Consider the following 22,228-nt stretch of genomic DNA (forward strand, 5'->3'; position numbering starts at 1 on the left):
AGCGCCGCAAAGGACGCTCTCTTGTAGAAAGGAGAGGGAAATGAATCAGCGTGATGCTTGTCTAGGTGAGTGAAAAGGTCACACCAACTGTTAGCTGATCTAAGGTACCTCGTTTGGAGGTTAATACATCATATGTAAAGAAAGAAAAAATGAATAAGTAAGAGCGGAAGTAATGAAAGAACAAACGAATGTACTATATTTTACTACTATCCATTTTGGAGGATGACAAACATGCACTTTATTACATACGAATTGGAGAACAAATCCGTTGTAGGATTAAAAATAAACGATCAAGCCGTACACATACAAGCACTTGCTAAGCATTATGAAGAAGAGGAAATACCATCTTATTTAGAAAATATGAAAACGATCATTGAAGCAGGCGAAGAGGCTTTAGCATATATCAATCAGCTAAAGGAGTATTATGTAACAAATAAAAAAGTGCAGTCGGTTGTTTCCACTCATTTGGACGATGTTAAATGGAGAGCTCCAATTGAAAACCCTGGAAAAGTCGTTTGTGTTGGAAATAATTATATGGATCACTGCATTGAACAAAATGTTGAACCTCCTAAACAACCACTTATCTTCTCAAAATGGCCATCTTGTTTGATTGCAAATGGAGAAGAAATCGAATTACCGGAAGAGTCTAAACAAGTAGATTTTGAAGCAGAGTTAGCGGTTGTGATTGGAAAAAAGGGCAAACATATTTCTGAAGAAGAGGCAGTAGACTACATATTTGGTTATACAATCATGAATGATGTTAGTGCTAGAGATGTTCAATTTGGCGACGGTCAATGGGTGAGAGGAAAATCATTTGATACATTTGCACCTTTGGGCCCTGTATTAGTAAGCAAAGATGAAATTACTGACCCACAAAATTTGGATATTAAGTTGACGGTAAATGACACAGTTTATCAAGATTCAAATACGAAACAAATGATTTTTTCCATTCCATATATTATTGCCTATTTGTCAAAAGGATTTACATTTGAACCTGGTGACATTGTTGCAACAGGTACACCACATGGCGTTGGTGTATTTAGAAACCCTGCTGTGTTTTTGCAGAAAGGTGATGTGTGCTCAATTGAAATTGATCAAATAGGAACGTTACAGAATAAAGTGAATGAGGGATGACGAAAAGTTCTTAACATCAATCTAATAAAAAGGGGGTAAGATCACGTGAATCAGAAAGAAAAGCAAGAGTTAATCAAACAACACCCGTTGCTAGAAACATTAATACGTAAGGAACCTGTGTTCTGGCAGAACCCTTTGCTAGACTTTCAAGCTAGCTTGAAAGTCGCTAACAATGGGATCAATATGATTGAGGATGCTGCACGAAGATTTGAGCGTTTTCGCGCCTTTTTTTCAGCTGCTTACACAGAATATGAAAAGTTAGATGGCAAAGTGGAGTCACCTCTAGTTATGCTTCCTTATATGCAAAAGGCATTAGAAGAGGAGAGCGGGCAACGATTACTTGGCAAATTATTATTAAAAAGAGATGACCAGTTGCCGGTCGCCGGTTCGATTAAAGCTCGAGGCGGTTTTCATGAAGTATGTAAAATTGCTGAAGAGTTAGCATTTAAGCACGGCTTATTGCGAGATGAAAAGGACGATTATTCAAAGTTGCTAACTGAGGATGCGCGCTCTCTTTTTTCACAATATTCTATTGCTGTTGGATCAACTGGAAATTTAGGTTTAAGTATTGGGATATTAAGTAGGAAATTTGGGTTCAATGTTTCTGTTCATATGTCTGCAGATGCGAAATACTGGAAAAAAGAGTTGTTGCGAAACGAAGGGGCGGTCGTAAAAGAGTATAATACTGATTTTAGCAAAGCTTTGGAAAGTGGGAGAATTCGATGTCAATCTGAGACAAATTGTTACTTTATAGACGATGAAAATTCTGTCTCACTTTTTGCTGGTTATTCTGTTGCAGCTCTTCAGGTAAAAGAGGAACTTGCTCAAATGGACATTCATATCGACGACGACCATCCTTTATTTGTTTATCTTCCTTGTGGTGTAGGAGGTGGTCCGGGTGGAGTTACATTTGGATTGAAGCATGTGTTTGGGAAAGCTGTACATTGCTTTTTTGCGGAACCAACACATTCTCCTTCCATGCTAGTAGGTGTTATGACAAGAAAACATAGTGATGTTTCTGTACAAGATTTTGGGATTGATAACAAAACAGAAGCTGATGGTTTAGCTGTAGGAAGACCGTCTGCTTTTGTAGGGAAACGAATGGAGCCATTGTTAAGCGGGGTCTTTACGGTAGAAGACGACGAGTTGTTCCGCAAGCTTTCAATGCTTTATCAAACAGAGAACAAATTCTTAGAACCATCTGCGCTAGCTGGTATGAACGGTCCGATCTTAGTTGAGCAATCGGACTATCTAGCAAAACATGGTTTGCAGAACAAACGTAATGCTATTTCGCATCTTGTTTGGGGAACGGGTGGGAGTCTTGTTCCAACGGAGATCGTGAACCAACTGATTGAGAAAGGAAACTTACTCAACGCAAAAAAGACGAAAAGGTGATTATTCACCTTTTCGTCTTTGAAATCGGCTTTGTTTTTGGCTTGCTTTTACTTGTTGAAGCTTATCGGCGATTCCTCTTCGTCTTGATTTGGTTTCTGCTTCATCAATTTCAATAGTTTGGACAACTTCATCTTTGATTTCTAATTGAAACCAAGTGCCCACTTTACTGCCAGAAGGAAGTTTTGACTGATCAATAACTATTTCTTTCTTGAGACTTTCTACTAATATTACAGCCTTTTTTTGATCGACAATGCGGTCCATTACGCCTTTTACCATTTCATTATCCTCCAATACAAGCGATATTTTCTTCTAAAATGTCAGCTAATCTTCCTGGTCCGATTCCTTTAATCTTTTCTAAATCGTCTATCGTTTCGAATGGGCGTAAATCTAGTATTGTCGCTGCCCGTTCTGAACCGATATGAACGATGGCTTCTAGTTCTTCAAGATCAGCCCTGTTAATATCAATACAAGAGAGTCGAGGGCTTTCTTCTTTGGAAGCTGCCGATTGCCTGTTTTGCTCGTTAGCAACAAAGGGGTAATCTGTTTCGCTTGTGGTTATGGAATATGTTTTTCCATCTGTCGAAACGATTATCGTTCCATGAACGTATGTTACAAATAAGTCAATATTCGCCTCTTGAACTCTTGTTACTACTTCTTCGTGAGGATGCCCATATTGATTATCCTTGCCTGCAGAAATAACAGCAACTTCAGGGTTCACTTTTTGCAAAAAAGCAGGAATAGTCGATGTATTAGATCCATGGTGTCCAAGCTGTAAAACTGTTGCATCTAGTTCATGACCACGGTCAATCATCGCTTGTTCTGTTTGTTCTTCTGCATCTCCTGTAAAAAGAAAGGATACATCTCCAAATAAAGCACGTAAAGAAATGGAACCTTCATGAACGTCACCTGTGAGCTTAATAGGATTGATGATTTCTATCACCAGTGGTCCGATCTCATAAACTTCATTAGCACGTGGTTCATGATAATCTACGCCACTTTCAATAATAGATTCTAAAACTCTTTCGAATGTTTGCGAATTTGCTTCATCCCCCGACATCCATACTTCTGTCACATCAAATTGAGCTAAAAGTTGGTCTAACTGACCGATATGATCGGCGTGGGGATGTGTCCCGATTATGATATCTAGATGTGTAACTTCATGTTCTTTTAAGTAGGTAACAACATCGCTATCATTCCAATTACCAGCGTCAATTAGGATGTAGTAAGATTGTTCATTCTCGTAAAACTCAAGTAATGTTGCATCAGCTTGACCAACATTTATATAATGAACAAGCAACTCGCTTGGATGTTTAATTGCTTCAAGAGTGGTACCTTCTGTATCTGTCGAAGAAGAGGTTCCACACCCACTTAAAAATAGAAATATAATTAGATAGAAAATAATAGAAAATGTGTTACGCATACATACCTCCAATGGTGACTGATCAATCATCTCGGTTAATTATAACGAAGATTCCATAGTCCTGCATGTTTCATGTTAAAATGGAGAAAGTTCGTTTGAAATTTGTCTTTAAACCATATGTAATAAAGTCATAGAAAAAGGTAAATGAGGAGAAAAAGATGATTGATTTACGAAGTGATACGGTAACCAAACCAATAGAGGCTATGAGAAAGGCGATGTATGAAGCAGAAGTTGGCGACGATGTGTATAAAGAAGATTCAACTGTTAACAAGTTAGAAGAATTGGCTGCTGATATACTTGGAAAAGAAAAAGCTCTTTTTGTTACAAGTGGAACACAGGGGAATCAAATAGCTGTATTGACTCATTGTGTAAGAGGGAATGAAGTGTTGTTAGAAGAAAATTCTCATATTTTTTACTATGAAGGTGGAGCCATTTCTGCTTTTGCTGGTGTTCAAACACGTACGCTTCCTAGTAGAGATGGGGCGATGGACTCTAACGGTCGAGTCCGCTATACGTGGAAATGATATACATGAACCTGAGACTGGATTAATTTGTTTGGAAAATACTCATAATCGTGCAGGTGGCGCGATTGTGCCGGTCTCGAATATGGAGGCAGTTTATAAAGTTGCAAAAGAAAACCAAGTTCCGGTTCATTTAGATGGAGCCCGTTTATTTAATGCAGCTGTGGCAGAACGGAAATTGGTTAAAGACTATACACAGTATACAAGCACCGTACAAATTTGTTTATCAAAAGGACTAGGAGCCCCTGTCGGATCAATTATTGCAGGGAGCGAATCGTTCATAGAGAAAGCACGTAAATGGAGAAAAAGATTAGGCGGAGGGTTGCGTCAAGCCGGAGTACTCGCTGCTCCAGGTATTATTGCCTTAACCGACATGGTTGAGCGTTTAGAGGATGATCATATTCATGCAAAGCGTTTGGCTAATGGCATAAGAAACATAGAAGGTCTTTCGGTTATAAATAAAGTTGATACCAATATCATTTTAGTTGATACGTCAGAAAAAGGACTGTCATCAAAGGTCTACATCGAGCGCTTAAAAGAAAAGGGGGTGCGGGCTGTTTCTTTTGGTCCGACCACCGTAAGACTAACGACTCATCATCAAGTTACGAAAGAACAAATTGATAAAGTGTTATTCGTTATGCAAGGGATTTAATTTAGTAAAAGACACTAAAAACGTTGTGGGGTTCGGGTAAAGACCCATTTACAATGTTTTGGTGTCTTTTTTACTAATTGAATTTCGAAAAATTAAAGACTATGTATGTTACTAAAAGTAGAATTATATATATAGGTATAACAAAGAAAACGGAAGGCGGGGATCATATGTATAATGAATCTTTCATTCAACACCAGCCGCGTAATGCAACATTAAGTACTGGATTAAAAGTAATGGGAGAAGGGGTTGTAACGACAGCTCCAGACCAGGCTGAAATTTTATTAGGGGTGATAACAGAAGGTGCATCTGTAGAGGATACGCAGCAGCAAAACGCAACTGCAATAGCAAGAGTGGTTCAAACGATTACTTCGTTAGGAATAGGACAAGAGGCTATTCAAACATCCACTTATCGTGTTGATCCTCAATACGATTTTATTGAAGGGGTGCAGGTTTTTCGCGGTTATCGTGTTGTCCATCTATTACAAGTGACAATTGCTCAAATAGAGCTAGTTGGAACGGTAATTGATTCAGTTGTTCAAGCAGGGGCTAATTCGATTGCTTCCATTCATTTTTCAGTACGTGATTTAGATACTTATTACCAAAGAGCACTTGTACAAGCAATCGAACAAGCTAAAGATAAGGCTAGAGTCATGAGCAATGCGCTAGGAGTTTCCTTACAGCCAATTCCAATGCAAGTCATTGAGATGGATAAAACCATATCTAATCGAACTTCTTACCCCACAGTCTTATCTGCGCACACGAATGGAACGTCGATTCAAGGAGGAGAATTAACGATTTCTGCAATGGTCCAACTAGAATATGCGATTCAAACCTAATAACGAACCCAAAATGATGGATTGTCAACACTGACAATTACTGGTATTATTATCAGATTAGAAAAAATATTGGGGGAAGGATTGTGAGTCAAGCAAAGGTTTGGGTCCTGCTCGTTTTAGCTACGTTATTTTGGGCAGGAAATTATGTGTTTGGTAAATACGTTGTAGCTGAACTAACACCTGTATCAATTACTTTTTTGAGGTGGGTATTAGCTCTATTCATTTTATTGCCTATTGCTATTTTCGTAGAAAAACCAGATTGGAAAAAAGTGAAACAAGTCTGGCCTACTCTTCTTTTGTTAGGGCTTTTAGGGATCATTGGTTACAACATTATTTTGTACACGGCCCTAGGCTATACGTCACCAACAAATGCGGCTTTAATTAGTGCGGTTAATCCAGGATTAATTGTTTTGTTTTCCGTTTTCTTATTAAAAGAATCGTTGTCTAAAGTTCAGGTTATTGGATTGTTTGTATCTTTTTTCGGAGCGTTAATCATCATCACTCAAGGCAATATACTAGGGATATTTGAAATGAACTATAATCGTGGAGATTTGCTCATGGTTGGTGCTGTAATCGTTTGGACTTTTTATTCGATTATAGGAAAGCGTCTATTGATACCTCCTATAACAGCAACAGCTGTTTCTACGTTACTGGCTATGGTTGTGCTGGCACCGTTTGCTGTATGGGAAGGAATTGACCTATCGGCAGTGAGTTCTATTTCCATTTACGGAATATTGTACATGTTTCTATTTTCTTCTGTCTGTTCATTTGTTTTTTGGAATATGTCTGTTCGGAAAATTGGAGCGAGTCAAGCGGGGATTTTTTTAAATTTGATTCCTGTGTTCACAGCTCTCATTAGCTTAGCTTTAGGCGAAACGATTTTAGCTGAACAGATTATAGGTGGCTTATTTGTTTTCATCGGTGTTTACTTAACATCTGGGATGTTGTCCAAGCGAATGGAACAGGTAAAGAAGAAAAAAGAACTTTCTAAAGGGGCTTAATGGATAAAAGGAGTGAATAAGATGAAGGTTTACAAAGCGACGATGGAAGATGTCAAAGGTGTAGCGCACTTGTTTCATTTATACCGGGTGTTTTATGAACAACAATCTAATGTGGAAGAAGCAGAACGATATTTATCGGAACGTTTAACAAAATCAGAATCTGTCATTTTTGTTGCAAAAGAAAAGGATACATATGTAGGTTTTGTTCAACTCTATCCAACCTTTTCATCCGTTTCAATGACCAGAACGTGGATTTTAAATGATCTTTATGTCCTGCAAGAAGCCCGTAAAAATGGAATAGCCCAACTTCTTTTAGACAAAGTAAAACAGTTTGCGCTTGATACAGGAGCGAAATCGATACATCTTGAAACTGGACCTGATAATAAGATTGCTCAATCGTTGTATGAAAAAAATGGGTATCAAAAAGATAATATATATGTAAGGTATTCTTTACCATTGGCTTAAGCGAATATAGAAGCATCTCTTTCAAATGGAAGTGATGCTTTTTTTTGTTTTTTTGTAGCAAAAATGCTCGAAAATGATACGTAAAAAATGCAAGATAAAAGCGGGTTTCTTCTTGTTTTGTCATGTGCTTGATTACACCGTCATGTTCATAGTAGTCTTTTCATAGACTGCTAAGTTAAAGGGAGATGACTTCAAATGAATCGAATTCTAATTTCTATACTAGGTGTAATTGTAGCCGGTGTTAGTGTGTATTTCATAGCTTTTCAAAATGTGAATGAGCAGACAACAACTGAAATGGAACCAGAAAAGTTATCGAACGTAGTGGAAGTGGAAGAAAAAGAGGTTGACGTTGAGAAGGTCATAAAGGAGGAAGAAGAAAAACGGGTAGTGGCTGTTGCTTATCAAGAAAACCAAGAACAAATGGTGAAAGAGCTGATTGCCAAACATCATGATTATCTAAATCAATTAGCCGGTTGGGGAAATGTTGAAACCATTGATTTGAGCGCGCTAGATAGTGATGATAAGTGGCAGCAATTGCAAACTGACATTAAGTGGTTACTCGAAAGCGGATTTACTAATTCTTTAGTCGTGACAGATATGAAAAACGCGCAAGACTTTATGGAGGTAGCAAGTTCAGGTGATGCGAAATCGCTTCTGTATTTACATCGTATTTTTCATGATTTGGATGCAAATATAAACGACCAAAACGTCGATAAAATATGGGATGTTACCCATGCTTTTGGAAACAAATCGGAACAAGATCAATTGCTCACCTATTTGACTAGCGAACAGAATCAATAAGATTTGTCCTAGAAACCCTATATTAAATAGGATATGCTAGATATAGAATAACTAGCAGGTAGGGATTTCTATGAAACAGAGAAAAGCGTTTAAGCTATTTGGCGCTAGAATGGTAAAAACAGGGATTGCGGTTTTCCTCACAGCAAATATTTGTCATTTGTTGAATTTACCGGTTGTGTTTGCTGTTATTATCGCTATTGCAACGATTGAACCGACTGCATCTGATTCGATTCGAAAAGGTATGATTCGATTTCCAGCAGCTTTAATCGGTGCAGGACTAGCTATGATATTCACGTATTGGTTTGGTCAAACGCCGCTGACGTATACACTCGCGACGTTCCTAACGATTTATATTTGTATTAAATGCAAATTAGAACAAGGCGCTCTCATTGCAACCATAACAGCTGTAGCAATGATTTCAGTTACATATGATCATTATTTCCTAACGTTTTTGGAGAGAATTGGAACGACAACTATTGGTTTGGTCATTTCGACTCTTGTAAACTTGTTTATTTTGCCAGCTAATTTTTCTACTGAAATCAAACAGAGAAATGAACGCTTATACAAAGAAACGGCAAAACTTTTGAAAAAAAGGACAACCGAGCTAATTATGGAACAAAAAGCCGTTTCAAAAGAGTGTCAAAAAGAATATCAAAGGATAACACGTGAATTATCTAAATCATATCAATTGTGTCATTTTCAAAAAGAGGAATGGAAATATCATCGGCATACGTGGAAACAATTGCGTGCATTTGTGTATGAAACGAAGAAGTTAGATGTGCTTCAGCAAATTCATTATCATTTAGGGCATCTCATCTCCGTTCAAATTCGAGAAGCTCCGTTTTCAAGGAGTGACATAGCGTTGTTAGTCGACACGATTTCTTCGACTGTTCACTTTTTAGAATCTTCAGCAGCGGAACTCTCGGCTGATCATATCGAACGAATTCGAAAACTTGATCAGGAGTTTTGGCACTCAAAGGAAAGGGTCCATGTGACGGAATCTAAATATTACCATCACTTCACACCAGAAACCATACTGTTATTTGTAATTCTATCCATCCATGATGTACTTGAAGAATTAGAACGATATTCAAGACATCATAACGAAAAAGAGTATCAAATGGATCGACCTTCTGAAGCGCTTGATCATACTTAACGTGCTATAATAAACATAGAACAACAGCCTAGTCGTGTGGAGGAAGGAACATAATGAGCTTACAATTTTACGATGGGAGTCAATTTTGGAAATCACCATCAGAATATAAGCCTGGTCAAAGAGTAACAGAGGAAAAACGAACAGAAATCGAAAGTCTGTTAAACGTAGAATTGCCAGCAACATATATTCAATTAATGGAACAGCAAAATGGTGGAGAACTACTTTATCGTTACGTATTGTTTGAAGATGGAGATGCAGCGATTATCCCTTATTTCCATGAACTTGAACTGAAATCAGGAGTTGGACTATCATCTGTTTTTATAGAAGAGTTAGGGTTACCTAATGATCTTATTATGTTAACAGGGGATTTTCATTCTTGGCTTGCTCTTGATTACAGGCATGGAAAAAAAGAACCCTCTGTTCTTTATTTGTCTGAAGATGACCCCGCTAGTGGCGTTTGGAATGAACATCTAATAGCGAATACGTTTGATGATTTTCTAAAACAATTATTTAAAAAAGAAGGATAATAATGAACCATCTTTTCCATTTTGGATGAGATGGTTTTTTAACAATTGCCTCATTCAAAATGGGTTACAAGATTGATGAAGCATGGATAAATGACAAATGAAAAAGGAATGAAGTCTGTTGAAGAAAAAAGTGACTGTTATTGGAAGCATTAACATGGATTTAGTGACGACAACAAGAGTTAGACCCGATGTTGGAGAAACCGTTTTAGGAGAAACATTTTCAACCATTCCTGGTGGGAAAGGAGCAAATCAGGCAGTTGCAGCAGCTAGACTTGGAGCAGATGTTACACTGATAGGTTGTGTAGGAAATGATTTGTTTGGGCAACAGTTGAGGCAACATCTTCAACATGAGAACATTACTTTTTGTGAAGTCGCAAAACAAACGAACAAACATACAGGAATAGCTTCTATTACTATTAGTGATCACGATAATAGCATCATCGTCGTTCCTGGAGCAAACGCTGAAGTAACAGAAGAAGCGATTAAGCCTTATGTTAAGGTTATCGCTGAAAGTGACATGATCTTAATGCAATTAGAAATTCCGATACATACCGTTGAACATGTTATAAGAGTCGCAAGTCGTTCGAACGTTCCTGTCATTGTAAATCCTGCACCCTTTCAAATGCTATCAAACGATGTGATGGAAAAAGTAGCGTATTTGACACCAAATGAACATGAGGAAAAACGGTTAAAAAACCAAGGTGATTTCAAAGAAAAATTAATTGTCACAAAAGGTAGTGAAGGTGCAACAGTATGGAAAAATGGAGATAGCGTAAATATACCAAGTTATAAGGTTGAGGTCCTCGATACGACAGGAGCAGGAGATGCATTTAACGGGGCAATGGCTGTAGCGCTATCAGAAGGCAAGGAATTAATCGAGGCTTGCCAATTTGCTAACGCTGTAGGGGCATTAGCTGTCACAAAGTTAGGGGCACAAAATGGTATGCCTACCAAAAAAGAAGTGGAGCATTTTTTGATAGATAGGAAAAGAAGAGAGGACACCAAATAACGGATCTGGTGTCCTACAGTGAAGCAGTGCCCCAAGTGTGAGACTCCGCAGGCAAATGCTGAGGAGGCTCACCGGGCACCCGCGGAAAGCGGAGTGTCATTGCCCTGGGCAGTTAGGTACTTTTTCAGTGGTCTAGAACCTAAGAGTTCGAGGGTCTATTAAACAACATTTCTAGGATAAAGTGAGCAATTGTTTAATGTCCTCAGCACTTAAAGACTGTAGAGTTTCCTCACCAGGTTGGATAATGGAGTCTACAAGGGCTTTCTTTTTTTCGTGCATGGAAAGGATCTTTTCCTCAATGGTGCCATTTGCAATTAATTTAATCACTTGGACATTTTTTGTTTGTCCATAACGGTAAACACGATCAGCAGCTTGTTCTTCAATTGCAGGATTCCACCATGTATCGTAAAGAATAACGGTATCACCGCCAATTAAGTTCAGACCAGTGCCGCCTGCTTTTAGGGAAATTAAAAACAGCGATTTTTCTCCATTGTTAAATCGCTCTGCCATCTCTACTCGAGATTTTGGTGGTGTCTGGCCATCAATATAGTGATAAGTCCATCCTCTCTCATCAAAGCTTTTTCTAATTAAGCCGAGCATCGACGTAAATTGAGAAAAGATGACCATTTTTTGCTGTGCTTGTAAGCCCTCTTCTACATATTCTAGTAGACGGTCCATTTTTCCTGATTGATAGGTTGTCTGTGGGTCAATCAGGCTTGGATGGCAGCAAATTTGGCGTAATCTTGTTAGGCCAGCAAGAATCTCGATTCGTTTTTGCTGGAATTCATTGCTTTTAATGGCTTCATCTACATCATTTGTTAATTGTTTTACTTGAGCGACATACATTTTCTTTTGATCAGCACTTAAATCTGTATATTGAACAGATTCTTGTTTTTGGGGGAGTTCTGATAAAACATCGCGTTTCAATCTTCGTAATATAAAAGGACGAACTCGCTTCGAAATCGTTTCGTTCGATAACTCCTTGAATTGCTTTTTCGTTCCTAGCATTCCAGGTAAGATACTATGAAAAATGGAATAGAGCTCGTCTTGGTGGTTTTCAATGGGTGTACCGCTTAAAGCAAAACTACTGTTTGTTGGTAGAGTTCGGACAGCTTTTGTCGTTTTCGTTGCATCATTTTTAATTGCTTGTGCTTCATCTAAAATCATTGTAGAAAACATGCGTGAAGCATAAAGTTCATAATCTCGTTGGATTAAAGGATAAGACGTGATCAGTACGTCATATTCCTCTTCAATAAGCTCTTTTCTTGTCTGTTTGCTGCCTGCAACAACAGCAATACGTAAAGAAGGAGCAAATTTTTCAAATTCCTTCTCCCAGTTATAAATTAAACTAGCTGGAGCGATAATCAACGCCTGGAATTTTCCATGTGCTTCTTTTTCACTTTGAATAAAGGCAATTGTTTGCACCGTTTTTCCTAATCCCATATCATCGGCTAAAATTCCACCTAATCCAAAGCGCGAAAGGGTACGAAGCCAGCGGTATCCATTCAATTGATAGTCGCGTAGTTCGGCTTGGAGGCTATTGGGAACTGGCCAATCACTAAATTCAGGTGACTGAATATCAGATAACAATTGATGTAGTTGTTTTGATATTTTCGTTTGACCATTTTGTCGGTCAAGCTCAAACGCTTTATGCAATGGAATGGACATTTCTCTGTGTAAAGATTGTTTAGGTGTTGCGACTGTGTCAATCACCTGTTTAATGGAATCGAACCGACTGTGATTTAATTGAAGGTACGAACCGTTAGACAATTTGTAGTATTTTGCACTTGTTTGCAATGCATAGAGCACATCGATAATTTCTTCATCAGCAATTCCTTCCATTGAAAAGGTCACATCAAGCCAATTGTTTTCATGATTCACATCCAATTTAACAAAAGGAGACGTTGTTGGTGTAGCTATTACATTTCTGACTGCAGCTGTTGTATATACGTCCATTTTCTTTTGTAAAACTGGAAGATGCTCAAATAGAAAAGGGACAATCGATTCCCAATCTGTTAACGTGAGTGTTCCATCCGTAACCTCAAAATCAATTTGCTTAATGTGAGCGATAATGTCCTCTTCTTTTTGGACGTCTCGTGTAATGATTTTTTCATTCGTTTCTTGCGATTCTTTAAAAGGATTTCGAGTATGCTCTCCGTACTCAAACGAAACATTCCCTGTGAGTGTTCCATCTTGCAAGTCTAAATAAAATTTGGCCATAAGCGGTTTTGTTTCAATCGCATCATATAATTCTTCAGATAATTGGACCGTACCAACGGAAGAAAGTGAAGGAAGCACATATGAACAGAAAGCTTCTAATTGTTCCTTTGGAATCATATCAATTGTATCATTTAGATCTGCCTGTTCAGCTATTATGTGCAGATGTTTTGCTTGTTCATCCGTTAATTGATAAATGGTGTTTCCGTGTATGAGAATTCGTAAATCTTCACTCGCAAAATCAAATTCTGATAAATTAGGACTACTAAGGTGAACAGTGGAATCTTCCTCATTTGTTGATAAAGTGAAATGAAGAACGTGATTTTTTCCTAACTCTTTAATTTTAACGTCTTTCGATTGTAAACTTCCATCAATTGTAAGCAACAAGGGTTTTTCTTTTAATTGTTCTAACATTGGTAACAAGCTAACAGCGGGTATTTCGTAAGAGCGTTTTTGATTAGAGCGATAATAATAATAGTTGTCTTGATTGGCAGAGATGATTTCAGAGTACGTATATAGCTCATGTAATAGTTGTTTATCAATTTCAGAAACCTCGTGAATGAATGGATCATAGACAAAGTTTGCTGTAAATGTATAAGATTCATTTTTTACAAATGCCCTTAAAAAGTCATCCATGCTTTTGACGACGTAAAGCCGCTTCGCTCCGACTTTTAGACGAATTTCTACTTTATCTAATAATGGTAGATACGAGGAATGTGAGAAAAGAAGTTCATATTCAACGTCTAATCGTTCTTTTTGCCCTTTTACTCGTTTCGTATGAGAGAACACCTCTTGATACTTATCTAACATTTTACTTCTTTGTTTTGGTGGAGCAGAAGGAAAGGCTATAACAGTTCCTTTTTCCTCTTCCCATTCTTTTATCGCAAACAACATAGCAACGATATGCTTACATGCACCGGAATACGTAGCGGCAGCTTCGCATTCACACGAATATAAAATCGACTCAGGGCCTTTAATTGTAATTTCACATTCATACAGCAACGAACCGTCTATAAAAGCAAAATATGAGTTTGTTTCTTTTTCATAATCTAGATCAGCAACTCTTTCTAAGCGAAAGTAGTTAATTCCTCTATTAAACGTTGATTGATTTGATGCAATCGATAATATATAAGTAGCGGTTAACCACGGGTAAGACATGAATGATGTACCTCCTTAAAACAATGATTTAATCATAACACGAGTTAAGGAAGTGTACTATTTTTCTAGTTTGGGTCTATTATATAAAAATAAAACGTGTGTTAAAGGTGAATGGTGTGAGAATGTAATGGCTTTGAACCAAAAGTTAAATTTCTTGATTTATTCAAATTTAAGTGGTACGATTTTTTTAATCCAATGCTGTTTTTGAGATTTAATGTTGGAAGGTACTAGATTTATAATTGAATATGTTTCCTTCGGGGCTGGGTGGAAATCCCGACCGGCGGTGATGAAGCAAACGCTTCTTAGTCCGTGACCCGTTTCTTTTGATTAAGAGCGGTGGACCTGGTGAAACTCCGGGACCGACAGTGAAAGTCTGGATGGGAGAAGGAACGAAAAGGTACGAAGGTAAGGACTGTTATTTTCTTGTTTTTGAAAAATGTTCTTCGTTTAAAGGGAGTAGTCTATCCTTTTTTATGTACCTAGTAAACGACTATCTTTTTTTGTGGTACGTTTATTTCGTGACCAATTATTAACGCAAGCCCTGAGATGTACTACTCTCAGGGCTTTTCTGTTTGGAATATTGTTTGACATACTGCGAGGGATTTTTGATGAATGATGTTTACTATATGAAGCTGGCACTAGATCTTGCAAGGAGTACAAAAGGCCAGACATCACCTAACCCAATGGTTGGTTCTGTTGTGGTGAAAGATGGTGCCATTATAGGGATGGGCGCACATTTGCGTGCCGGAGAAGGTCATGCGGAAGTGCAGGCATTAACGATGGCTGGTGAAAAGGCAAGAGGTGCAACGATTTATGTGACGTTAGAACCTTGCAGTCATTATGGCAAGACTCCGCCATGTGCAGATTTAATTATTGAGCGAGGTTTGAAGAGAGTGGTTGTAGCAACAGGAGACTCTAATCCTGAAGTAGCTGGACAAGGCTTAGCTAAATTAAGAGAAGCTGGACTTGAAGTTGAATTTGGCATTTGTCAAGAAGAAGCGAATGAACTAAATGAAGTGTTCTTTCACTTTATGAAAAAACAAATTCCATTTGTTACGCTTAAATCGGCCACTACTCTTGATGGGAAAACGGCAACTGTAACAGGACAGAGTAAATGGATAACAGGTCCAGAGGCGAGAGAAGATGTTCATCGTTATCGTCACGAGCATGATGCCATCCTCGTTGGAATTGGAACCGTGTTAGCTGATAACCCGTCCTTGACAACAAGGTTACCAGCAGGAGGCAAAAATCCGATACGTGTAGTATTAGATCATACACTCAAAATACCAGTGAATGCGAACCTGGTTCAAGACCAAGAAGCCCCGACTTGGATTTTAACAACAGACAGCGCTTCACAAGTTAAACAAAATGAGTTAACACAATATGGAGTGTTGGTTGTAAGGTTACCAGATCTGTCTGTTGAGACGATTTTGTCCTTTCTTGGGACAAAAACCGTAACGTCTGTTTTTGTAGAAGGTGGTTCAGAAGTGAATGGGAGCTTCTTAGAAGCTCGAGCTGTTAATCAAGTAATTACTTATTTAGCCCCAAAATTGTTTGGAGGTAAGTTTGCACCTACTGCAATTGGCGGCAATGGTTTTGCTAAGGTTGATGAAGCGCTTGAATTAGATGTTAAAGAAGTGACAACGATAGGAAATGATATCAAAGTTGTTTCACGTCTGAAAGGAAGTGGATAAATGTTTACAGGAATTATTGAAGAAGTTGGTCATATTCAGGAGATGCGTTCAACGGGTGAGTCGATGATCATGAAAATTGGTGCATCAAACATTTTAGAGGATGTTCATCTTGGTGATAGCATTTCCGTTAACGGGGTATGTCTAACGGTCACATCCTTTACGTCCACTCATTTCACTGTCGATGTGATGCCAGAAACGGTTCGTGCTACTAGTCTCCAAAGTCTTGGGCGAGGTTCAAAGGTAAACTTGGAACGTGCGATGAGTGCAAAAGGTCGTTTTGGTGGCCATTTTGTTTCAGGCCACGTAGATGGAACAGGGACGATTTTGGCAAAAACTCCTGAACAAAATGCGGTTTATTATAGGATTGGAATAAACAGTAACCTTAGACATTACATGATTGAAAAAGGGTCAGTCGCTGTTGATGGTACGAGCCTTACGATTTTTGCAGTGGATGAAGAAAGCTTCACCATATCCATTATCCCCCACACGATTGAAGAAACGATTATTGGGACAAAAGGCGTTGGAGAAATTGTGAATATCGAATGTGATATGGTTGGAAAATACATAGAGCAATTTCTTTTGAGACGTTCTGAGGTAACACCGACAAAGTCACGTTCATCATTAACAGAGAGTTTTCTATCTGAACACGGATATAAATAAATAGAGGATGGTGAGATGGATGGCCAATAGCAAAGAAGAACCAATTGAATTTGATCCAATTGAAGAAGCTATATATGAACTCATGCAAGGGAAATGTGTGATTGTATGTGATGATGAGGATCGAGAGAACGAAGGGGATTTTTTGGCAATCGCTGAAAAAACAACACCTGAGATTATTAATTTTATGGTTACATACGGTCGAGGTCTTGTTTGTACGCCCATTACTGAGGAGCGTGCGAAAGAATTAGATTTAGTTTCCATGGTTGATCATAATACAGATCCTCATGGTACGGCTTTTACAGTTAGTGTTGATCATTTTTCAAACACGACGGGGATTTCTGCCAAGGAACGTGCAGACACAATTCTGGCTTTAGTCGATGAGAATGCGAAAAAGCATCACTTTAAGCGTCCTGGACACACGTTCCCGTTAGTCGCAAAAAATGGAGGGGTACTGCGTCGTGCTGGTCATACAGAAGCAGCAATTGACCTAGCTCGGTTATCAGGTGCCAAACCGGCAGGGGTTATTTGTGAGATTATGAATGAAGACGGTACGATGGCACGTGTTCCTGAATTGCGTAAAATTGCAGATGAACATGATTTAAAAATGATCACAATTAAAGATTTAATTAAATACCGCCATCGTAAAGATAAACTGGTAAAAAAAGAAGTTGAAATTAAACTACCTACAGACTTTGGTGATTTTCGTGCAATTGGATATTCTGATATTATTGAGGGAAAAGAAAGTGTTGCCCTTGTAAAAGGAGAAATCATTGAAGGGGAACCAACTCTCGTTCGAGTTCATTCAGAGTGTTTAACTGGTGATGTTTTTGGGTCACATCGTTGTGATTGTGGACCGCAATTGCATGCTGCTCTTGCTCAAATTGAGCAAGAAGGACGTGGGGTTCTACTATATATGCGTCAAGAAGGGCGAGGCATTGGCTTAATGAATAAGCTTAGAGCTTATCAGTTGCAGGAAGAGGGATTTGATACAGTCGAAGCAAATGAAAAGCTTGGTTTTCCAGCTGATTTGCGCGATTATGGGATTGGCGCTCAAATTTTACGTGATCTTGGAATTAAACAAATGCGTCTTTTAACAAACAACCCGAGAAAGATTACGGGGCTAAAAGGTTATGAGTTAGAGGTAGTGGACCGAGTTCCTTTACAGTTACCTCATAACAAAGACAATGAAAATTATTTACGAACGAAATCAGAAAAGCTAGGACATATGTTACACTTTTAAAGATAACACAGGGTAGACCTTTACCTTGTGATACATAACATAAAGGACAAGCTTCGCCAAACTAGGCATAACTTATTTGAGGAGGAATTAGAAATGGGACAGGTTTTTGAAGGACATTTAGTAGGAACAGGACTAAAAGTAGGGATTGTAGTTGGACGTTTTAATGAATTTATAACAAGTAAATTGTTAGGTGGTGCAGAAGATGCATTGAAGCGTCATGGGGTGAATGAAGCCGATGTGGATGTAGCATGGGTACCTGGAGCATTTGAAATTCCGTTTGCAGCTAAAAAGATGCTAGACTCAGGAAAATACGATGCAGTCATTACATTAGGTACCGTTATTCGTGGCACTACTCCACACTTTGATTATGTGTGTAATGAAGTGGCAAAAGGAGTAGGTTCTCTTGCTCTATCTACAGGGAAGCCGGTTATTTTTGGTGTGCTAACAACCGATACGATTGAACAAGCTGTGGAACGTGCTGGCACGAAGGCTGGGAACAAAGGTTGGGATGCTGCAACTGCTGCTATTGAAATGGCTAATTTAGGGAAAAGTTTTGAATAAGTAGAACAAAAGAGAGGTTCCTGAAAGATAAATCAAGATGTAGCTGTTGATTTTATTTCGAGTAACCTCTTTTTTTACATGATTTTGGTTCTTTATGTTTATTTTTGGTAGAATAATTGATAAAATAACGTTGGGTGTTAAAAACCACCTAAATAGATCAGGATTAAATGAATTAAAGGAATACATAAAAAAGGAGTAGAAAAACATGAGCAAAGTATTAATTTTTGGACACAAAAGCCCGGATACGGACACAATTACATCTGCAATTGTTTATGCAGACTTGAAAAACAAATTAGGTGTAGAAGCAGAAGCTGTACGTTTAGGTGAAATTAACGGAGAGACGAAGTATGCGTTAGATCATTTTGGTGTGGAAGTTCCACGTTTAGTCGAAACGGTAGCAAATGAAGTAGAGAACGTTATTTTAGTTGATCATAATGAGCGTCAACAAAGTGTATCAGATATCGATTCTGTTCGAGTTCTTGAAGTGATTGATCACCATCGTATTGCTAATTTTGAAACAAGTGATCCTCTCTACTATCGTGCTGAGCCTGTAGGGTGTACTGCTACGATCTTAAATAAACTGTACAAAGAGCATGGTGTGGCGATTGAGAAAAATATCGCTGGTCTTATGGTATCGGCTATTATTTCTGATTCTTTGTTATTTAAATCTCCAACGTGCACAGAGCAAGATATTGCAGCGGCTCGCGAGTTAGCTGAAATTGCAGAGGTTGATTTAGATCAATATGGTCTTGAAATGCTTAAGGCTGGAGCAGACGTTAGCAGTAAATCAGTGGCTGAGCTTATTTCATTAGATGCTAAAGAATTTACAATGGGTTCACATAAGTTAGAAATCGCTCAAGTGAATGTTGTTGATACTAACGACGTATTTTCACGTAAAGCTGAAGTAGAAGAAGCGTTAACAGGGGTTATTAGTGAAAAAGGATTGGATCTGTTTTTATTAGTCGTTACAGACATTCTAGAAAACGATTCAAAAATTTTAGCTCTTGGGAAATTAACTGACGCTGTAGAAAAGGCTTATAACGTAAAATTAGAAGATTCTACGGCTGTTCTAAAAGGTGTTGTCTCTCGTAAGAAACAAATTGTTCCAGGATTAGATACCGTTTTAGCAAAATAATTTCAAAGTTGGAGAGCACATGAAGTAAAATTCTGTGCTCTTTTTTTACAATACGGATCCTTTTTTATAGAATATGCATAGTATATATTGAACAAATAGCCTAAAAAAATGAAAAAAATTAAGTCATTTTTTTGTATTTTGTGGTAGAATATTGTTGGTGAAAGCGCATACGAAAAACAACTCATCACCTGAGTTAGAAATGTGAGAGGTCTACTATGCTTGTACCTTATAAAAGCCTTAATCAAAAAATTGCCATGGGTCTTCTTTCTTTTATGCCTAAAGAGAAAGAAATTAAACAACTAACGAAAACGATGGAACGCTATGAAAATGATCCAGATTGGAAGCTTTATTTATGGAAAGAAGACGATTTTGTAGGGGTTCTCGGCATCGTGATAACAGATGGTGAGGCTAAGCTGCAACACATATGTGTAAATCCATCTTATAGAAAAGAAGGTATAGGGAAAAAGATGGTGCAAGAATTAAAACGTGTGTTGCCGTGTGATTTGAAACCTACAACCGACACAGAAAGCTTTTTGCTTTGCTGTAAAGAAGGAGAGAAGAACAGATAATTTCTTCTTCTCTTTTTTTTATTGTTTTTTACTATTTTTCTTTAGAGCTAATTGTCGCTTTCTTTCTAGTATGACGTCCGTACGGTCTCGTAATGTATGTTTATGAATAAGCTCTGTTGGTATGTCTTTTTTTGTTTTCCACTCAAATCCCAATGTTTCGCAACGTTTTTGACAAGCGTGGATAACGTCTTTTGATAGTGGGAGTGCAATGTCATCAAATCTAACATCCGAATCTGAGGCACGTAGAATCTGAACGTCAAGTTGTTTTATAAGATCGAGTTTATTTAATCCTAACTGTTGAAGCTGTACAGTATTTTTTTCTAGAATAGAGCGTGCTTTTGTATACATCCTAATTGCCCCGTTCACATTACCTCTTCTATGGTGATACAGGCCAACAGCAATTTGAATAAGGCCAACCCAATGTGAGTCTCGTTTTTTGGGATCGTGTTCTTTCCAATATTCTTCAAGAATTTCGTGGCATTCAAAATAGTCTCTCTCGATATGAAAATAAATGAGATAATCTAAGTAAGCAGTTGGATACATGTAAATTCCCCTTTGTCCGTCATTACTTATAGTCTACCAAAAATATAGGTGTGAACGAAGTAGACATTGAAGTCTGTTCCAATTGTTATAAAAAGTATGATATAATCTCATCTAGCAAACATTACACAAAGCTAGTGGTGGTTAAATGAATCCTTACAGTGTGAAGCTTGATACATTTGAGGGTCCGCTTGATCTTCTCCTACACCTTATCAATCAGGCAGAGGTAGATATATATGATATTCCTGTTGCTGTGATTACCGACCAATATTTAGCATATATACACGCTATGCAGGATTTAGAATTGGATATAGCGAGTGAATACTTGGTCATGGCGGCTACATTGCTTGCTATTAAAAGTAACATGCTTCTCCCGAAACAAGAGGAGGAGCTTTTTGATGATGACTGGCAAATGGAAGAGGAAGAAGATCCGCGCGATGAACTCATGTATCGGTTAATCGAATATAAAAAATATAAAGAAGCTGCGTCAGAACTAAAAGAGAAAGAAGAGGAGAGAAGCCTTGTACACACTCGTCCTCCGGAAGATTTAGATCCTTATATTTCAGATGAAGAACGGCGTGATCTTGCAATAGCGGGGGTCTCATTGTTTGATATGCTCAGTGCTTATCAAAAATTATTGAAAAGGAAAGAATTAAAAGCACCTCGAATGACGACAGTGAAAAGTCAAGAATATGCGATTGAAGATCGAATGCAAGAAATTGTTAGCCAATTGAAAAATAATTTTAATGGGTTTTGTCATTTTAATGACCTTTTTCCAATCCCTGAAAAAGGACATATCGTTGTTAGTTTCTTGGCCGTACTGGAACTAATGAAGACGAAAACGATTCGTTGTGAACAAGAGAACAATTTTTCTGACATCATGATCTACAGCATTGAATAAGAAAGGAGTTCACAAATGACTCTTGAAGAGATTTTTGCAACAATTGAAGGATTATTGTTTGTTGTTGGGGATGAAGGGATGACGATTGAAGATATGGCGACGGTGTTAGAATTGGAAAGGGAAACGGTCCATGAGGCAATGCTGTCTCTACAATTGCAGTATCAAGATCAAAAACGTGGATTGCAAATTGTTGAAATGGCAGGGGCTTTTCGCTTAACAACAAGGCCTGAACATGCCCCTTATTTCAAAAAATTAGCTGTTTCACCATTACATTCTAGTTTATCGCAAGCTGCGTTAGAAACATTAGCTATTGTCGCTTATCGTCAGCCCATTACGCGAATGGAAATTGATGACATTCGCGGTGTTAAGTCCGATCGAGCTATTTATACCTTATCTACAAAGTTATTGATTAAAGAAGTAGATCGAGCCCCTGGTCCCGGTAGACCCATTTTATATGGAACAACGACATTCTTTTTAGATCACTTTGGTCTAAATACACTAGATGAACTACCACCATTACCAGAGAATATTGATGAGAATGCACTCGAAGACGAGGCGGATTTATTTTTCAAAAAATTTGAGGAGACCCTTGAAGCGGAGTAATCGTTTTGCTCTGCTTTTTTCTATATATACAAA

General features: G+C 38.1%; 21 protein-coding genes, 1 pseudogene and 1 riboswitch. Of the genes and pseudogenes, 18 read left to right on the plus strand and 4 right to left on the minus strand.

Annotated elements, in window-relative coordinates; genetic code table 11:
- Positions 1-231 precede the first annotated feature (231 nt).
- Positions 232-1,134 carry a fumarylacetoacetate hydrolase family protein gene (locus JCM9140_RS07135; RefSeq protein ID WP_034744327.1) on the plus strand — a complete coding sequence of 301 codons (903 nt, stop codon included), beginning with the start codon at positions 232-234 and terminating at the stop codon, positions 1,132-1,134.
- A gap of 45 nt (positions 1,135-1,179) precedes the next feature.
- Positions 1,180-2,529, plus strand: coding sequence for a D-serine ammonia-lyase (gene dsdA, locus JCM9140_RS07140; protein WP_034744332.1), 1,350 nt, complete (start codon positions 1,180-1,182; stop codon positions 2,527-2,529).
- On the opposite strand, the gene JCM9140_RS07145 is transcribed toward dsdA, so the two are convergent.
- Complete coding sequence (locus tag JCM9140_RS07145; protein WP_034744334.1) at positions 2,530-2,805, minus strand: DUF3006 domain-containing protein; 276 nt, start codon at positions 2,803-2,805, stop codon at positions 2,530-2,532.
- A 4-nt stretch (positions 2,806-2,809) separates the two neighbouring features.
- On the minus strand, positions 2,810-3,949 hold the full coding sequence (locus JCM9140_RS07150) for an MBL fold metallo-hydrolase (RefSeq protein ID WP_034744337.1): 1,140 nt from the start codon (positions 3,947-3,949) through the stop codon (positions 2,810-2,812).
- Positions 3,950-4,107: 158 nt separating this feature from the next.
- Here JCM9140_RS07150 and ltaE point away from each other — a divergent pair.
- The 8 genes and pseudogenes from ltaE (at position 4,108) to rbsK (ending at position 10,917) form a co-directional block, all read left to right on the plus strand.
- Positions 4,108-5,122, plus strand: a pseudogene (gene ltaE, locus JCM9140_RS07155) (low-specificity L-threonine aldolase).
- A gap of 167 nt (positions 5,123-5,289) precedes the next feature.
- The gene (locus tag JCM9140_RS07160; RefSeq protein ID WP_052002128.1) at positions 5,290-5,958 is read left to right on the plus strand and encodes an SIMPL domain-containing protein; all 669 of its coding nucleotides are present in this window, start codon (positions 5,290-5,292) and stop codon (positions 5,956-5,958) included.
- Positions 5,959-6,041: 83 nt separating this feature from the next.
- Positions 6,042-6,959, plus strand: coding sequence for a DMT family transporter (locus tag JCM9140_RS07165; RefSeq protein WP_034744340.1), 918 nt, complete (start codon positions 6,042-6,044; stop codon positions 6,957-6,959).
- Between the two features lie 21 nt (positions 6,960-6,980).
- Positions 6,981-7,424 carry a GNAT family N-acetyltransferase gene (locus tag JCM9140_RS07170; protein ID WP_034744343.1) on the plus strand — a complete coding sequence of 148 codons (444 nt, stop codon included), beginning with the start codon at positions 6,981-6,983 and terminating at the stop codon, positions 7,422-7,424.
- Positions 7,425-7,619: 195 nt separating this feature from the next.
- On the plus strand, positions 7,620-8,225 hold the full coding sequence (locus JCM9140_RS07175; RefSeq protein ID WP_034744346.1) for a hypothetical protein: 606 nt from the start codon (positions 7,620-7,622) through the stop codon (positions 8,223-8,225).
- Between the two features lie 70 nt (positions 8,226-8,295).
- A complete protein-coding gene (locus JCM9140_RS07180) occupies positions 8,296-9,381 on the plus strand; it encodes an FUSC family protein (protein WP_034744349.1) in 1,086 nt (361 codons plus the stop codon).
- A gap of 53 nt (positions 9,382-9,434) precedes the next feature.
- A complete protein-coding gene (locus tag JCM9140_RS07185) occupies positions 9,435-9,908 on the plus strand; it encodes an SMI1/KNR4 family protein (RefSeq protein ID WP_034744352.1) in 474 nt (157 codons plus the stop codon).
- A 115-nt stretch (positions 9,909-10,023) separates the two neighbouring features.
- Positions 10,024-10,917: a ribokinase gene (rbsK, locus tag JCM9140_RS07190; protein ID WP_034744355.1), complete on the plus strand. Its 894-nt coding sequence runs from the start codon at positions 10,024-10,026 to the stop codon at positions 10,915-10,917.
- 171 nt (positions 10,918-11,088) lie between these two features.
- Here rbsK and JCM9140_RS07195 read toward each other — a convergent pair whose 3' ends face one another.
- Positions 11,089-14,292 (minus strand): DEAD/DEAH box helicase, encoded by a 3,204-nt coding sequence (locus tag JCM9140_RS07195; protein WP_034744358.1) that lies wholly within the window; start codon positions 14,290-14,292, stop codon positions 11,089-11,091.
- 246 nt (positions 14,293-14,538) lie between these two features.
- Positions 14,539-14,685, plus strand: a riboswitch (FMN riboswitch).
- Positions 14,686-14,900: 215 nt separating this feature from the next.
- Here JCM9140_RS07195 and ribD point away from each other — a divergent pair.
- The 6 genes from ribD to JCM9140_RS07225 all read left to right on the plus strand — a co-directional run bounded on the left by ribD (position 14,901) and on the right by JCM9140_RS07225 (position 20,151).
- Positions 14,901-15,986, plus strand: a complete 1,086-nt coding sequence (ribD, locus tag JCM9140_RS07200; RefSeq protein ID WP_034744360.1) for a bifunctional diaminohydroxyphosphoribosylaminopyrimidine deaminase/5-amino-6-(5-phosphoribosylamino)uracil reductase RibD — start codon at positions 14,901-14,903, stop codon at positions 15,984-15,986.
- Positions 15,987-16,646 carry a riboflavin synthase gene (gene ribE, locus JCM9140_RS07205; RefSeq protein ID WP_034744363.1) on the plus strand — a complete coding sequence of 220 codons (660 nt, stop codon included), beginning with the start codon at positions 15,987-15,989 and terminating at the stop codon, positions 16,644-16,646.
- Between the two features lie 19 nt (positions 16,647-16,665).
- A complete protein-coding gene (locus tag JCM9140_RS07210) occupies positions 16,666-17,886 on the plus strand; it encodes a bifunctional 3,4-dihydroxy-2-butanone-4-phosphate synthase/GTP cyclohydrolase II (RefSeq protein ID WP_052002129.1) in 1,221 nt (406 codons plus the stop codon).
- Between the two features lie 93 nt (positions 17,887-17,979).
- Positions 17,980-18,447: a 6,7-dimethyl-8-ribityllumazine synthase gene (gene ribH / locus JCM9140_RS07215; protein ID WP_034744365.1), complete on the plus strand. Its 468-nt coding sequence runs from the start codon at positions 17,980-17,982 to the stop codon at positions 18,445-18,447.
- A gap of 205 nt (positions 18,448-18,652) precedes the next feature.
- On the plus strand, positions 18,653-19,582 hold the full coding sequence (locus JCM9140_RS07220; protein WP_034744367.1) for a manganese-dependent inorganic pyrophosphatase: 930 nt from the start codon (positions 18,653-18,655) through the stop codon (positions 19,580-19,582).
- 215 nt (positions 19,583-19,797) lie between these two features.
- Positions 19,798-20,151, plus strand: a complete 354-nt coding sequence (locus JCM9140_RS07225) for a GNAT family N-acetyltransferase (protein ID WP_034744369.1) — start codon at positions 19,798-19,800, stop codon at positions 20,149-20,151.
- 18 nt (positions 20,152-20,169) lie between these two features.
- Here the strand turns inward: JCM9140_RS07225 and JCM9140_RS07230 are convergent, their stop codons facing one another.
- The gene (locus JCM9140_RS07230) at positions 20,170-20,694 is read right to left on the minus strand and encodes a DUF309 domain-containing protein (RefSeq protein ID WP_034744371.1); all 525 of its coding nucleotides are present in this window, start codon (positions 20,692-20,694) and stop codon (positions 20,170-20,172) included.
- A gap of 145 nt (positions 20,695-20,839) precedes the next feature.
- On the opposite strand from JCM9140_RS07230, the gene JCM9140_RS07235 reads away from it, so the two are divergent.
- The gene (locus tag JCM9140_RS07235; RefSeq protein ID WP_034744373.1) at positions 20,840-21,592 is read left to right on the plus strand and encodes a segregation/condensation protein A; all 753 of its coding nucleotides are present in this window, start codon (positions 20,840-20,842) and stop codon (positions 21,590-21,592) included.
- A 15-nt stretch (positions 21,593-21,607) separates the two neighbouring features.
- Entirely contained in the window at positions 21,608-22,195 is a 588-nt protein-coding gene (gene scpB, locus JCM9140_RS07240) for an SMC-Scp complex subunit ScpB (RefSeq protein WP_034744375.1), read from the plus strand.
- The last annotated feature ends 33 nt before the right edge of the window (positions 22,196-22,228 follow it).

The sequence above is a fragment of the Halalkalibacter wakoensis JCM 9140 genome (genome assembly GCF_000513095.1).
In the GTDB taxonomy this organism is placed as follows: domain Bacteria; phylum Bacillota; class Bacilli; order Bacillales; family Bacillaceae_D; genus Halalkalibacter; species Halalkalibacter wakoensis.